The 12,914-nt window shown below is 54.5% G+C and carries 15 protein-coding genes; 11 read left to right on the top strand and 4 right to left on the bottom strand.

What is annotated here, in order from left to right; all coding sequences use genetic code 11:
* Positions 1–174: 174 nt before the first annotated feature.
* The 9 genes from NBZ79_RS12625 (at position 175) to NBZ79_RS12585 (ending at position 9,013) form a co-directional block, all read left to right on the top strand.
* Positions 175–1,245 (top strand): Ppx/GppA phosphatase family protein, encoded by a 1,071-nt coding sequence (locus NBZ79_RS12625; protein ID WP_251932830.1) that lies wholly within the window; start codon positions 175–177, stop codon positions 1,243–1,245.
* Positions 1,242–1,979 (top strand): RlmE family RNA methyltransferase, encoded by a 738-nt coding sequence (locus NBZ79_RS12620; RefSeq protein ID WP_251932829.1) that lies wholly within the window; start codon positions 1,242–1,244, stop codon positions 1,977–1,979. Before NBZ79_RS12625 ends, NBZ79_RS12620 begins: the two co-directional genes overlap by 4 nt.
* Before the next feature lie 181 nt (positions 1,980–2,160).
* Entirely contained in the window at positions 2,161–3,624 is a 1,464-nt protein-coding gene (gene guaB, locus NBZ79_RS12615) for an IMP dehydrogenase (protein WP_251932828.1), read from the top strand.
* 6 nt (positions 3,625–3,630) lie between these two features.
* Entirely contained in the window at positions 3,631–4,941 is a 1,311-nt protein-coding gene (locus NBZ79_RS12610; protein WP_251932824.1) for an RsmB/NOP family class I SAM-dependent RNA methyltransferase, read from the top strand.
* Between the two features lie 209 nt (positions 4,942–5,150).
* On the top strand, positions 5,151–5,630 hold the full coding sequence (locus tag NBZ79_RS12605; protein ID WP_251932823.1) for a tetratricopeptide repeat protein: 480 nt from the start codon (positions 5,151–5,153) through the stop codon (positions 5,628–5,630).
* Positions 5,631–5,751: 121 nt separating this feature from the next.
* Entirely contained in the window at positions 5,752–7,299 is a 1,548-nt protein-coding gene (gene guaA / locus NBZ79_RS12600) for a glutamine-hydrolyzing GMP synthase (protein WP_251932822.1), read from the top strand.
* A 12-nt stretch (positions 7,300–7,311) separates the two neighbouring features.
* On the top strand, positions 7,312–7,698 hold the full coding sequence (locus NBZ79_RS12595; protein ID WP_251932820.1) for an MAPEG family protein: 387 nt from the start codon (positions 7,312–7,314) through the stop codon (positions 7,696–7,698).
* 14 nt (positions 7,699–7,712) lie between these two features.
* Positions 7,713–8,564 carry a sulfurtransferase gene (locus NBZ79_RS12590; RefSeq protein WP_251932819.1) on the top strand — a complete coding sequence of 284 codons (852 nt, stop codon included), beginning with the start codon at positions 7,713–7,715 and terminating at the stop codon, positions 8,562–8,564.
* A gap of 56 nt (positions 8,565–8,620) precedes the next feature.
* Positions 8,621–9,013, top strand: a complete 393-nt coding sequence (locus NBZ79_RS12585) for a DUF2306 domain-containing protein (protein WP_251932817.1) — start codon at positions 8,621–8,623, stop codon at positions 9,011–9,013.
* 8 nt (positions 9,014–9,021) lie between these two features.
* On the opposite strand, the gene NBZ79_RS12580 is transcribed toward NBZ79_RS12585, so the two are convergent.
* The 4 genes from NBZ79_RS12580 to NBZ79_RS12565 all read right to left on the bottom strand — a co-directional run bounded on the left by NBZ79_RS12580 (position 9,022) and on the right by NBZ79_RS12565 (position 10,695).
* Positions 9,022–9,204 carry a hypothetical protein gene (locus tag NBZ79_RS12580; RefSeq protein ID WP_251932816.1) on the bottom strand — a complete coding sequence of 61 codons (183 nt, stop codon included), beginning with the start codon at positions 9,202–9,204 and terminating at the stop codon, positions 9,022–9,024.
* Between the two features lie 167 nt (positions 9,205–9,371).
* Positions 9,372–9,839 carry a hypothetical protein gene (locus tag NBZ79_RS12575; RefSeq protein ID WP_251932815.1) on the bottom strand — a complete coding sequence of 156 codons (468 nt, stop codon included), beginning with the start codon at positions 9,837–9,839 and terminating at the stop codon, positions 9,372–9,374.
* Between the two features lie 400 nt (positions 9,840–10,239).
* Positions 10,240–10,485: a hypothetical protein gene (locus NBZ79_RS12570; RefSeq protein WP_251932813.1), complete on the bottom strand. Its 246-nt coding sequence runs from the start codon at positions 10,483–10,485 to the stop codon at positions 10,240–10,242.
* A gap of 36 nt (positions 10,486–10,521) precedes the next feature.
* Positions 10,522–10,695 (bottom strand): hypothetical protein, encoded by a 174-nt coding sequence (locus NBZ79_RS12565; protein WP_251932811.1) that lies wholly within the window; start codon positions 10,693–10,695, stop codon positions 10,522–10,524.
* 189 nt (positions 10,696–10,884) lie between these two features.
* Between NBZ79_RS12565 and NBZ79_RS12560 the strand changes: the two genes are divergently transcribed.
* Entirely contained in the window at positions 10,885–11,532 is a 648-nt protein-coding gene (locus NBZ79_RS12560) for a tetratricopeptide repeat protein (protein ID WP_251932809.1), read from the top strand.
* Between the two features lie 33 nt (positions 11,533–11,565).
* On the top strand, positions 11,566–12,909 hold the full coding sequence (locus NBZ79_RS12555) for an outer membrane protein assembly factor BamB family protein (RefSeq protein WP_251932807.1): 1,344 nt from the start codon (positions 11,566–11,568) through the stop codon (positions 12,907–12,909).
* Positions 12,910–12,914: the final 5 nt, after the last annotated feature.

Raw genomic sequence — 12,914 nt, 5'->3', positions numbered from 1 at the left:
ATGGCTGGCCCATGTTGGGCGGGTAGGCGGCTCTACTAGCAACTCCCCGATCGCTTGTCAATGATACAGAAAATGCTGTTCGACAAAAATATTTGTGAACCAATCTCCAGAAAGCTGTTACTCTTAGCTCAATGGCTTGAAAGCCTGTAAAATTGACCTGGAGGTATGTCCTGGGTGGCAACACGAAATAACCCGCGACGGGGGAAGGGCGAACAGAGGCGGTATCGAAATAGACACAGAAATGGATCTGGGCGATGGCATCATATTTATGGCGCGATCGATTTAGGGACCAACAACTGTCGCCTTTTGGTTGCAAAACCTCAAGGGAGTAGTTTTCGTGTCATTGATAGTTTCTCGCGGATCGTTCGACTTGGAGAAGGCGTCAGCCTTACCGGAATGCTTTCCGATGAGGCCATGGAGAGAACCCTTGAGGCGTTAGCAATATGCTCGGACAAGATGCGCCGGTGCGGGGTTACCAGAATGCGGTGCGTCGCGACGGAAGTCTGTCGCAAAGCGCTGAATAGCGAGGCATTTCTGACGCGCGTTAAAGACGAGTGCGGGATCGAGCTTGATATCATCACAACAGGTGAGGAAGCTGCGCTGGCGGCGGATGGCTGTGCACCGTTGTTGGATTATCGAAATAAAAATGCGCTGGTCTTTGATATTGGCGGCGGCAGCACGGAACTTATCTGGCTCGGCTTGAATGAAAAACGACGCAGTGAAGTGTTGGGCTGGATGTCCATTCCTTGCGGTGTGGTGACCTTGACCGAGCGCCATGGTGGCCGGTCCATTTCCGAACATGCCTATGCCAGTATGATTTCTGATGTATCCGAGCATATTGACATGTTTGAAAGCGAGCATGACATAGCCGCGAATATCCGCGGCGGAAATGTCCAGATGCTGGGGACATCCGGCACTGTTACAACGTTAGCCGGCGTACATTTGGGCCTGCCGCGATATAACCGCCGCAAAGTCGACGGATCCTGGTTAAATGCCAAGTCCATGCGGGATGTTTGCAAACGACTGGCACAAAGCGACTATGAAACGCGGGTATCAGAGCCATGTATTGGCCATGAGCGGGCAGACCTTGTTGTTTCGGGCTGTGCAATCGTTGAAGCCATGCATGATGTCTGGCCCGTCAAAAAATTACGGGTAGCCGATCGCGGACTTCGGGAAGGGCTTTTGCATGGCATGATGCGGGTTGCCGATAATGAGCCGCGCAAATCAAAGGAAGCAACGTCATGAGTAAAGGTGGCCGAAAAAGACCAGGCAGCACCCAGAATTCAACCGGTATGACCGGGCGGTTGTTGCATACGAAAGTCAAATCCGCGCGGGGACGCAAGAACTCGTCCACACTCTGGCTGGAGCGGCAGCTTAATGACCCCTATGTGGCGGAGGCCAAGACACGCGGCCTGAGATCGCGCGCGGCCTTTAAGCTGATGCAAATCGATGATCGCTACAAGTTGCTTAAACCAGGCGATTCAGTTGTTGATCTTGGTGCGGCGCCGGGGGGCTGGACCCAGGTCGCCGTCGACCGGGTCGGCGCCCTGAAAGGCAAGGGGCGGGTCTTGGCTGTTGATATTCTCGGGATGGAGCCCATGCAGGGGGCCGAGATCATGATGCTGGATTTCACGGAAGATGATGCGGATATCAAGGTGAAGAATATGCTCGGCGGGCCAGTCAATGCTGTCATATCCGATATGGCGGCGCCAACGACCGGCCATCGGCAAACCGATCACCTTCGAATTGTTTATATGTGTGATCTTGCCTTGCAGTTTGCCATTGATGTCTTGGCGCCGGGCGGCGTGTTCATCGCGAAGGTTCTTAAAGGCGGGACGGAAAATGAGTTGCTGGCCCGGATGAAAAAGAATTTCACCTCTGTGTATCATGCGAAGCCCGAGGCGAGCAGGCCGGATTCGCGGGAAGCCTATGTGGTTGCGACCGGTTTTCGCGGGGAGAGCCACGACAACGAGGACTAGAGGTCACCGAAGTTGTTTCTGTTAGCCCCGATCTGAGGGCTGTGGTCGAAAAACCGGCGGAAAACAGGCGTTGACGGGCAGCAGCAGGGGCCGGTGAAAAAAAAGTACATCTTGTCGTATTTGGGTCTATGAATTTCGAAAGTTAAGTATATGATTGCGCGGCAATTCCCAAGGAGTTGCCATGAACATTCGTGAAGCCTTTACTTTCGACGACGTATTGCTGCAACCTGCAGCCTCTGAAATCCTCCCGACCCAAGTGGTCACGACGACAAACCTGACCAAAGAAATTGAATTGGGCATTCCGCTGGTGTCCAGTGCCATGGATACGGTCACCGAAGCTCCAATGGCGATTGCCATGGCGCAAGCAGGCGGGATTGGCGTCATTCATAAAAACCTTGATCTGCTTGAACAGGCGGACGAGGTGCGGCGGGTCAAGAAATTTGAAGCCGGCATGGTTGTCAACCCGGTGACGATCGGGCCTGAGGATACCCTGTCAGAAGCATTGCATTTGATGCAGATGCATAAAATATCCGGTATTCCGGTCACCGAGCCTGACACAAGAAAGCTGGTTGGCATTCTCACCAACCGGGATGTGCGTTTTGCGACAGACACGCGCCAGTTGGTCCGTGAACTGATGACATATGAAAATCTTGTTACCGTGACGGAAGGGGCGACCCAGGAAGAAGCGAAACGGTATTTACATCAGCACCGGATCGAAAAACTGTTGGTTGTCGATGATCGGTACCGCTGTATCGGTTTGATTACCGTAAAGGATATCGAACGCTCGACACTTTATCCCGATGCCTCAAAGGATGCGCAAGGACGCTTACGGGTCGCCGCTGCGGTGGGCATTGGCGAAGATGGGATTGCCCGCGCCGAAGCCCTGATCGATGCGGAAGTAGATGTGCTGATCGTCGATACGGCGCATGGGCATTCCAGCCGGGTGCTGGACGCTGTTGGCCATATCAAGAAACTCAGCAATTCCACCCAGGTCATAGGCGGGAATGTCTCGACAGGGGCCGGGACGCAGGCCCTCATCGATGCCGGTGTGGATGCGGTAAAAATCGGGATCGGTCCGGGTTCAATCTGCACAACGCGGATTGTTGCGGGTGTCGGGACACCGCAGCTGACGGCGATCATGGATGCCGCCGAAGCCGCACAGTCTAGCGGCATTCCGGTAATCGCCGATGGCGGGATCAAGACATCCGGTGATCTGGCGAAGGCCCTGGCAGGGGGGGCGGGCTGCGCGATGATAGGCTCCTTGCTGGCGGGAACGGATGAAAGCCCGGGTGAAGTCTTTTTATATCAGGGACGGTCGTTCAAATCCTACCGCGGCATGGGGTCGCTGGGCGCCATGGCTCGCGGTTCCGCGGATAGATATTTCCAGCAGGAAGTTTCCGATAACTTGAAGCTGGTGCCGGAGGGAATTGAGGGTCGAGTGCCGCATCGCGGCCCCGCCAACGCGGTCATTCATCAATTGATCGGCGGCCTCAAGGCGGCGATGGGATATACCGGGTCGCCCGATATTGCCAGTTTGCAGAAAAACGCATCTTTTGTCCGGATTACCAATGCGGGCTTGCGCGAAAGTCATGTGCATGATGTATCGATCACCCGCGAAGCGCCCAACTATCGTCAAAACGGATAATATATCATGACCCCTTCTGCGCGGTTCGCCGCAGCTGTTGAGCTGCTCGGCTTCATTGAGGCTGCCGCCACCCCGGCGGATCAACAAGTCACAGCCTATTTTCGGGTCCGTCGCTATGCGGGATCAAAGGACCGCCGGTGGATCAGCGAATTCGTCTATCGCTGTTTGCGCCGTAAAGGAGAGCTGGACTGGTCCCTGGAAGCGCTGGGCCTGGATAAGACAAGTCGAAACGCCGGGCTGCTCAGTCTTGTGTTATTCGATCAGGTTGAGCCCCGCGACATCGCGGAAAACTATTTCGGGGGGTCCCATGGACTGGCTGAGCTTGACGGTGCGGAAGAACAGGCATTGGCCGGGGCCTCATCGCTTGATACGGCATCGATGCCGCCTTATGCCGCCGCGAACTTCCCGGAATGGATCAGCGATCTGCTGCAGTCGGAACAGGGCGAGAATGCGGGCCCCCTGATGGCGGCCTATCAGCAACGGGCGCCGGTTACCCTGCGCGTCAACCGATTGAAAACCGACCGCGAGGAAGCCCGAAGGCTGCTTGTCGCAGACGGTATCGAGGTCACGCCAACATCGGTCTCGCCGGACGGCTTGACCCTGAACTCCCGCCGAAATATCAGCCGCCACCCGTTACTGGATCAGGGTCTGTTGGAACTACAGGACGAAGCGGCGCAGATATCTGCGCGGCTGGCCGATGTCAGGCCCGGAATGCAGGTCGTTGATTATTGTGCCGGCGGCGGCGGGAAAAGCCTTGCCTTGGCCGCGCTGATGCAGAGCCAGGGAAAAATTCACGCGTTCGACGTTAACGCCCGGCGGATGCGCGATATCAAGAGCCGCAGCCGCCGCGCAACCACGGATATCATTGAGCCACTGGTTATTTCAGGCGATGACAGCGACAGCGACCTGCTCCAGCCCCTGACCGCGCAAATGCCGCGGGTGTTCGTTGATGCCCCATGCTCCGGTTCCGGAACCTGGCGCCGTCAACCGGATCAGAAATGGAACTTATCGGCAGAGCGCCTGGGCGAATTTGCCGCCCTTCAGCAGGGCATACTCGAAAGGGCAAGCCGGCTTGTTGCTCCGGGTGGCCGGCTTGTGTATGCGACTTGTTCGATTTTCGAAGCGGAGAATGAAAGGCAGATTGACAGCTTTCTTGCGCATCACCCGGACTATAAAATTATGCCTGTATCACAGCTCTGGCCAGAGGTCGGCCTTGAGGGAACCTATGAGGGGGCATTCCTGAAACTGACGCCGCTGGATTTTGGCAGTGACGGTTTCTTTACAGCAATTCTTGAAAAAAGCATGAACGGCGCGTGATTTTCCGTCTCAATTCAGCTGGATCGTTGCGGTTGTGATTCTTACCTTGCAATTCACGGCCCCTGTTCCAACATAAACACCTATTATTGTCTGCTCACTGCCTCGTGATCAGATGTGGCTTTAAATATGATGTCGGGTATGGTCTGATTATACAACCGCATCGTATGAGTCTTAACAGGCAAACTAGATATGAAAAAGGGGTTCGTAGTATGGCATTCCGCAAACTGACAATAGCACTTTTTACTTTGGTGGCAGCCCATGTTCTGACCGCGCAAATAGTATATGCAGCCGGGGGGAGCAGCAGTCCGACGGAGGCAGCCGTTCCTGACAGCCCTGATTTTATAGCCGGAAAGACAGCAATTGATCAGCAGCAATGGGCTGTGGCCATCGCCTCCTTTTCGAAAGTGACGGCGGCGGACCCGAAAAATGCAGATGCCTTCAACTATCTGGGCTATGCCAACCGGCAGATGAAAAATTACGACGAGGCCTTTAAAAATTACAATATTGCGCTGGAAATTAATCCGGATCATCGCGGCGCCAATGAGTATATCGGAGAGGCTTACCTGCAGACGAATAACCTGGATATGGCAGAGAAGCATCTGGCGAAACTGGATGACGTCTGCTTTTTCGGATGCGCGGAATACACCATGCTGAAGCGCGCTGTTGAGGAATATAAAGCCAGATCCTGATCTCTCACACAGGCATCGGCAGGACAATTAAGCGGGCGCGTGTAGGCGCCCGTTGTTGTTTCTGCTGTCCGGTGCCACAAACAGGCTAGACAGACCGTTTCAGAATGTCTAAAACCCGTCGATGAAAAACAGTATTCTGATCATTGACTTTGGCAGTCAGGTCACTCAGCTGATCGCGCGGCGCGTCCGGGAAGCTGGGGTTTATAGCGAAATCATTCCCTTCAATTCAGCGGCAGAAAAGCTCAAGGATTTCGATCCGAGCGGTATTATCCTGTCCGGCGGTCCCGCCTCCGTCATTGGCGATGAAACACCGCGGGCTCCGGATGAGGTGTTTACCATGGGGGTTCCGGTTTTGGGAATCTGCTACGGGCAGCAAACCATGTGCGCGCAACTGGGCGGTAAAGTCGAAGCCCCGGATCATCGGGAATTCGGCCGGGCTCCCATTGATATCGCCGATGACTGCGATTTATTCGAGGGTGTCTGGGAAAAGGGAAGCCGGGACGAAGTCTGGATGAGCCATGGCGACCGGGTTGTGGATATTCCCGACGGCTTCTCTGTTGTCATAACGTCGGACGGCGCACCCTTTGCCGGAATTGCCGATGAAAGCCGGCATTTTTACGGGGTCCAGTTCCATCCGGAAGTGGTCCATACACCGCGCGGCGCGGCTCTATTATCGAACTTCGTGCATAAAATCTGCGGCCTTGCGGGCGACTGGACCATGGCGGCCTTTAAGGACCAGGCCATCGCGGCAATCCGCAAACAGGTGGGCGATGGCAAGGTAATTTGCGGTCTTTCCGGCGGTGTGGATAGCTCTGTTGTAGCCGTGCTGATCCATGAGGCCATTGGCGACCAGCTGACCTGCGTCTATGTGGATAACGGCTTGATGCGGACCGGAGAATCGGAGCAGGTGGTCCGGGTCTTTCGCGACAAGTATAATATTCCGCTTATTCATGCGGATGCGTCGGAACAGTTCCTCGGGGAGCTGGAGGGTGTGGATGATCCGGAAACCAAACGCAAGATTATCGGCCGGATCTTTATCGAGGTCTTCGATGCGGAAGCCGGCAAGGTCGGGGGCGCGGAGTTTCTGGCCCAAGGCACCTTGTACCCTGATGTCATCGAAAGTGTCTCCTTTGCCGGGGGTCCCAGTGTGACCATCAAGTCCCATCATAATGTGGGCGGCTTGCCCGACCGCATGAACCTGAAACTGGTGGAGCCTTTGCGCGAGTTGTTTAAAGACGAGGTGAGGGATCTGGGCCGCGAGCTGGGCATGGCGTCCGAGCTGGTCGACCGTCATCCTTTCCCGGGGCCGGGTCTGGCGATCCGGGTGCCCGGCGCCATCAGCCGTGAACGACTGGAAATCCTGCGAAAAGCCGATGTGATTTATCTCGATGAAATTCGTAAAGCCGGGCTTTACGACGAAATCTGGCAAGCCTTTGCCGTTTTATTGCCGGTGCGAACCGTCGGCGTCATGGGCGATAACCGAACCTATGATTATGTTTGCGCACTTCGGGCGGTCACATCAACCGATGGCATGACGGCGGATTACTATCCGTTCAGCCATGAATTTCTCGGCCGCGTCTCGACCCGCATTATCAACGAAGTGATCGGTATCAATCGTGTTGTCTATGACACCACCTCGAAACCGCCCGGAACCATTGAATGGGAATAAAGGAATAAGCATATGCATGTCACTGTTACCCCCGTATTCGCCGCGCTTCTCGCCCTGATATTTGTTTGCTTGAGTGTCAGGACAATCCTGAAGCGACGCAAAGCCAAGGTCGCTGTGGGGGATGGTGGCAATGTTGAACTGCAACGGGCGCAGCGGGCCCATGCCAATTTCATTGAGTATGTGCCGATCGCCTTACTGGTCCTGACCTTCCTGGAGATGCGGGCCGTCGGCAGTTACGTCATGATTGGTCTCTGTGGCCTGTTGTTACTCGGCCGCTGCATTCATGCTTATGGCATCAGCAACCCCAGGGAAAATTACAATTTCCGGAAAACCGGTATGTATATGACCTTTGCTGTCCTGATCCTTGGTAGTCTCGGCTTGCTTTATACGTATCTATGAGCGACGGGGAGATCATGTCCGACCTGCTTGTTGATGCCGATTGGCTTGAAGCCCGGCTGGAGGATCCGACCGTCCGCGTTATTGATACGCGCGTGACCATCGTTCCGCAGCCCCCCGGACCGTCCGATTATGTATCGTTATATCCGGACTATCTTGCTTCCCATATTCCGGGCGCCGGTTATCTGCATATGGTTGAGGATCTGTCGGACCCTGACGGTGCCTTTCCTTTCGCCCTCCCGTCGCCCGAGGTGATCTGGCAGCGGCTGGGGGATCTTGGGATCAGAAGCAGTGATACAATCGTGCTCTATGGCAATCATATTCATTTCGCAACGCATCGCTGCTGGTGGGTGCTGGCGGTGGCGGGGGCCGATGTCAGGCTGCTCAATGCCACTTTTGCCAATTGGGTGGCCGAGGGCCGTCCGCTTGCTTCTGGCGCAGAGAGTTTTGAGGCGGTGACTTTTGACGCAACACCGCGCACCGAATGGGTGGCGAGCAAAGCCGATGTTATCGCCAGCATGACAGATCCGGATACCACGGCCCTCAATGCCCTGTCCGCCGAGCAGCATGCGGGCCGGGGGCAGCCCTTTGGTCGTCCGGGCCGCATTCCAAAAAGTCTCAGCCTTCCGGCGGCAGCCATGATGCAACCGGATAGCGGTGCCTTTCGATCTGTAGATGAAATCGCGCGTGCGCTGGGCGAAACCGGTGTCTCGAAATCCGATCAGCTGATCACCTATTGCGGCGGCGGCATTGCCGCCAGCACCACCTTTGTCGCCTTGCGGCTGCTGGGATATGAAAACCTTTCCCTCTATGATGGATCGCTGCTCGAATGGTCGGCCGACCCTGATTTACCGTTGGTGATTGACTAGTCCTTTACTTTTTGCCGGTAGGCTAATCTCTCCACCCCGGTTATTTCGGAAACGCCATGACAGAGTACATCGCCCTTTATCTCACCTGGGCTCATTTGATCGCAGCGCTGATTGCTTTGGGTCTCGGTATTTTCCAGCTCTTGCGAAACCCCAAAGGGGACGCCACCCATAAGGCATTGGGGCGGGGCTGGATTGTCCTGATGCTGATTGTGACGATCCCCAGCTTCTGGATGCGGTCTTTGGAGAACGGCAGCTTCAGCTGGATCCACGGCCTGAGCGTCTGGGTATTATTCTGTCTGTTTATGGCGGTATGGAGTATTCGAAAGGGCAATGTCCGGCGGCATGCGGCCTTTATGATGGGAACCCTGATTGGCGTTGCCATGGCCGGGTTATTCGCAATCTTACCGGGGCGCTTTATCAGCGAGGTGCTGAACTACGCCACACCGTAAGGTGTACTCTAGTGGCGGGTTGGTGCCTTGCGTCTATCATGTTTCGTGCGATCGATTTCCTGGCTGATCTCGGTCGCGATGTCATGCCAGCCAAATTGTGTCGCCGCATGCAAGGCTTGTTGAAGGCCGCAAGTATCGATCAGGTTTTTCACGATCGCCTGCTTTTCTTTATCTAACGACGTATTGGCCATGTACTCTTACTCCGGTCCAAAAACACAGAACGCTTTATATCGGAACATCTTAGCGTCTAATGGTGAAATAATGGTAAAGGATTTCAGCGGTATTACGGCCTGAAAAAAGACCGTTGTTGGGATTATTCATGCCAGAAAAGGAAAAGCATTGTATTTTTGCAACCGGGTCAGCTTTGAATGACTTTAAGGGCTCTTCCGAGAAAACAGCCGGACGCCCATCCGGTTACAAGTGTAAAAACCACCATAAAAACCATGCCGGAATAAATCTGCGGACTTATGGCCTGCGTCACGCCACCGGCAAAATTCATCCAGAAGATGATCATCAGTGTCAGCATCGTGAACCACTCCCCTGTCAGCGACACTGTTGTGCCCTGCTTTCCAACAAGCCATTTTCCCTGCAGCGGGTAAGCCGAGATTACGCCAATCAGGTATCCGGCCCCAAAGCATCCCCAAACGACCGCCTGGTGGGGGAGTGAACTCACCGTGTTGAGGGAGATCACTCCGAGCAGGGGCAGGCAATAGAATAAAAATACAGGGGCCTGGCGCGGCTTCGTCGCCCTGAACCCCAAATACAACAGGACCCCCAGCAACGGCCATACCCACAACGGGGCTCCAGTCAAAATTCCACTCACCATTTATGTTCCTCCAGGACGGACAGATAAATATTTCCGGGGGCGGGGCGAAGATAGGTCAGGCACGCAACTGCAGTCATTAGTTGACCATATTTTATGGCATTTCAACCAAAATTGGTTTGTGTTCGGGGAATTCCACGCGGGTCTGCGGGTCCGGTTACAAAAAGCTCTTTTTTGACATTAGAAGACTTGCATATTTGATAAAGATGTGCTATATATAAAATGTCAAAAGGGATTCAGAAAAATATGAATTTCCCGGATGCATAACGATGTTATTGACGCCTCCAGGTGAAGGGATTTCACGGAACGCGCCGCCGGTAATGAGGACGAATTTTAAGGGACGCTCATAGATAATAAGCGCCTTGCGAATAATTAGGGTATCCTGGCCCGGCTAATTTTTAAGTTAAGTATCATCGTAAAGATTAACATGGATCGACAAGCCGGTATCCCGGCAAACATAGACAGTCGATATTCCGTATAAAATCTTGGTGACGCCCAGGCGGGATGCCTCGGACGAAATTTGTCGCGAAAATTTAGGATTAGAAAATTGCGGGATCAACGCCGTTGGTCTTGCCCGATCTGTGCTTGCCAGAAGCCGCAATGGACCGAGGGTCGTAACGAGCTGGCCGGGGCACTCGAAAGAACGCATATGAAGTCCCCAGGCGAAGGAGCTGGGGCGGATCGCCTACCCGAAGACACGGTATAAGACGGCCGCGGCGAAGATCAGGGCCAGCCAGATGGCAATATTTCGTAAAATCGCCCCTTTTGTCAGGCGTTTTGAATAATATATAAAGCCCGGGAGGATCAGGCCGAGCACCATTACAAGCGCGACCAGTTGTAAAATCTGTCCTTCGGCCATATGTTTTTCCTTATCCGGTGAGTATGGTTATTCTGTAATTTAAGATGTAATCGGTGACCGGGTAAGTTAAAAGTGGCAAAATATATGAAATCTGCGCCTGTTTTTGGTCAAAATGATAAGACATCATTTGCTTAAGCAGGCGGAGCAGTCTAATTTGGCATCGAAATTTGAGATTTATTGGAGTTTTGTGTGGCCGATATTTTTAGTGAAGTGGATGAAGACGTCCGCAAAGACAAATCGCTGGCACTGTGGAAAAAGTACGGCAATTACGTTATCGGGGCGGCTGTCCTGATTGTGGTCGGAACCGCGTCCTATGTGGGATGGCAAAATTATACCCTCAGCCAGTCTGAAAGTCAGGGGGCGGCTTTCCAGGCGGCGTCAGCGCTGGTCGCGGAAAATAAACTGGATGCCGGCGCGGCGTCTTTCGGCACGCTGGCAGAAGACGGCAATGCCGGATATCGGGCGCTGGCGCGCTTACGCGAAGCAGGCCTTCTGGTTGAAACCGGCAAGGGCAGTGAGGCATTGGCCATTTATGACCAGCTGGCGGCGGATAGTTCGGTGGATAAGGAGTTTTCCTCGCTGGCGAATTTGCTGGCGGGATATTACCTGCTGGATAATGGCACGTCACAAGAAGTGCGCATGAAAGTCGCGTCTGTGGCGGAGGCCGGCTCCATCTGGAGTGCGTCTGCCAATGAGCTGATTGCCCTGTCCTATCTTCAGGAGGGGGAGAGTGTGAAAGCGGTTGAACTGCTGACACAGCTCAAAAATGATGCGGCCGTTCCCTCGGATATCAAGGCCCGTGTGGAACAGCTTCTGGCGGCTCTTGGCGGCGAATAACGGTTTTTCAATTGGTCTGAGTATTGGTTACAGATGAGTTTCAATAAAATGATGATCAAGGCGTCTGTGATACAAAAGCTGTCTCTTGGGGTGCTGGCCGTAAGCCTGGCCGGGTGCTCGATTTTTGAGAACGAGGGGCCACCCCCGTTACCGGGAGATCGTATTTCCATATTGGCGCTGGAACAGACATTGGAGGCGGATGCCGGTCTTGCGGATCTGGAAGTTCGCCTGCCCCCGCCATTTGAGAATGTGAACTGGCCACAAGCCGGTGGCATACCCTCCCATGCGCTGCATCATCTGGCACTGGGAGAGGATCTGGAAGAGGTCTGGCGGGTCTCCATCGGGGAGGGATCGGATGATGAAAACCGGATGTTCTCCTCACCGGTGATCGCAGACGGCCGGGTATTCACCATGGATTCCGAAGCCAGCGTCCGCGCCTATGAAGCTGAAAATGGCGATGAGATCTGGACGACGGACCTGACCCCGGAAGATGAGGATGAAGGTAATATCGGCGGCGGCGTTTCCTTTGAGTATGGCCGGGTATTTGCGACCACCTCCTTTGGTGATGTGGTCGCGCTCGATCCGCAAACCGGCGAGAGAATATGGGATACCAACCTGGGGGTCCCGCTCAGGGCGGCGCCCACTATCGCGGGGGGACAGGTTTTTGTTCTGACCTTCGATAGCCGCATGTATGCGCTGGATGCGGAAACCGGAGAGATTAACTGGGATTTTGAAGGCGGCGTCGAAACCACGGGCCTGCTGGGGGCGGCCAGCCCCGCGTATAGTAACGGCACCGTCGTTGTGCCGTTTGCCAGCGGAGAGGTTTTTGCACTGCGGGCGGGCAATGGCCAGCAGGCATGGAATGAACGTCTGGTGCGCCGTCGATCCTATAGCTCCCTGACATCGCTGACAGATATCAATGCCTTTCCGGTCATCGACCGCGGCATCGTTTATGCGGCCAGCTATTCAGGGAGGATGATTGCCGTCGATTTGCGGACCGGGAACCGGTTGTGGGATCAGGATATTTCGACTTTGCAAACCCCGTGGATTGCCGGGGACTTCATTTTTGTCGTCTCCACGGACGGGGAGCTTGTCTGCCTGTCGCGGCGCAACGGATTGATCCGCTGGGTGAGCCCCTTGGGCAAATATGATGACCCGGAGGATAAAAAGGACCTGATTATCTGGTCCGGCCCCATTCTTGCCAGTGATCGTTTGATTTTAGTGTCCAACTACGGTATAGCCGTGGCGGTCTCGCCGTATGATGGGAAAATCCTGGGGCAGATTGAGCTTTCAGATAAAGCAAGCATTCCGCCGGTTGTCGCCGGGGGCACTATTTATGTATTAACGGATGATGCCGAACTTGTGGCATTACGCTAAGAAAA

Origin of the sequence: Sneathiella marina (assembly GCF_023746535.1) — a bacterium.
Lineage (GTDB): Bacteria > Pseudomonadota > Alphaproteobacteria > Sneathiellales > Sneathiellaceae > Sneathiella > Sneathiella marina.
This window is presented reverse-complemented; position numbering and strand designations above follow the sequence as displayed.

Excerpts from the sequence above, each read along its gene's own strand:
- NBZ79_RS12620 (WP_251932829.1), top strand. The coding sequence starts at position 1,242 with ATGAGTAAAGGTGGCCGAAAAAGACCAGGCAGCACCCAGAATTCAACC.
- guaB (WP_251932828.1), top strand. The coding sequence starts at position 2,161 with ATGAACATTCGTGAAGCCTTTACTTTCGACGACGTATTGCTGCAACCT.
- NBZ79_RS12610 (WP_251932824.1), top strand. The coding sequence starts at position 3,631 with ATGACCCCTTCTGCGCGGTTCGCCGCAGCTGTTGAGCTGCTCGGCTTC.
- NBZ79_RS12605 (WP_251932823.1), top strand. The coding sequence starts at position 5,151 with ATGGCATTCCGCAAACTGACAATAGCACTTTTTACTTTGGTGGCAGCC.
- guaA (WP_251932822.1), top strand. The coding sequence starts at position 5,752 with ATGAAAAACAGTATTCTGATCATTGACTTTGGCAGTCAGGTCACTCAG.
- NBZ79_RS12595 (WP_251932820.1), top strand. The coding sequence starts at position 7,312 with ATGCATGTCACTGTTACCCCCGTATTCGCCGCGCTTCTCGCCCTGATA.
- NBZ79_RS12590 (WP_251932819.1), top strand. The coding sequence starts at position 7,713 with ATGTCCGACCTGCTTGTTGATGCCGATTGGCTTGAAGCCCGGCTGGAG.
- NBZ79_RS12585 (WP_251932817.1), top strand. The coding sequence starts at position 8,621 with ATGACAGAGTACATCGCCCTTTATCTCACCTGGGCTCATTTGATCGCA.
- NBZ79_RS12580 (WP_251932816.1), bottom strand. The coding sequence starts at position 9,204 with ATGGCCAATACGTCGTTAGATAAAGAAAAGCAGGCGATCGTGAAAAAC.
- NBZ79_RS12575 (WP_251932815.1), bottom strand. The coding sequence starts at position 9,839 with ATGGTGAGTGGAATTTTGACTGGAGCCCCGTTGTGGGTATGGCCGTTG.
- NBZ79_RS12570 (WP_251932813.1), bottom strand. The coding sequence starts at position 10,485 with ATGCGTTCTTTCGAGTGCCCCGGCCAGCTCGTTACGACCCTCGGTCCA.
- NBZ79_RS12565 (WP_251932811.1), bottom strand. The coding sequence starts at position 10,695 with ATGGCCGAAGGACAGATTTTACAACTGGTCGCGCTTGTAATGGTGCTC.
- NBZ79_RS12555 (WP_251932807.1), top strand. The coding sequence starts at position 11,566 with ATGAGTTTCAATAAAATGATGATCAAGGCGTCTGTGATACAAAAGCTG.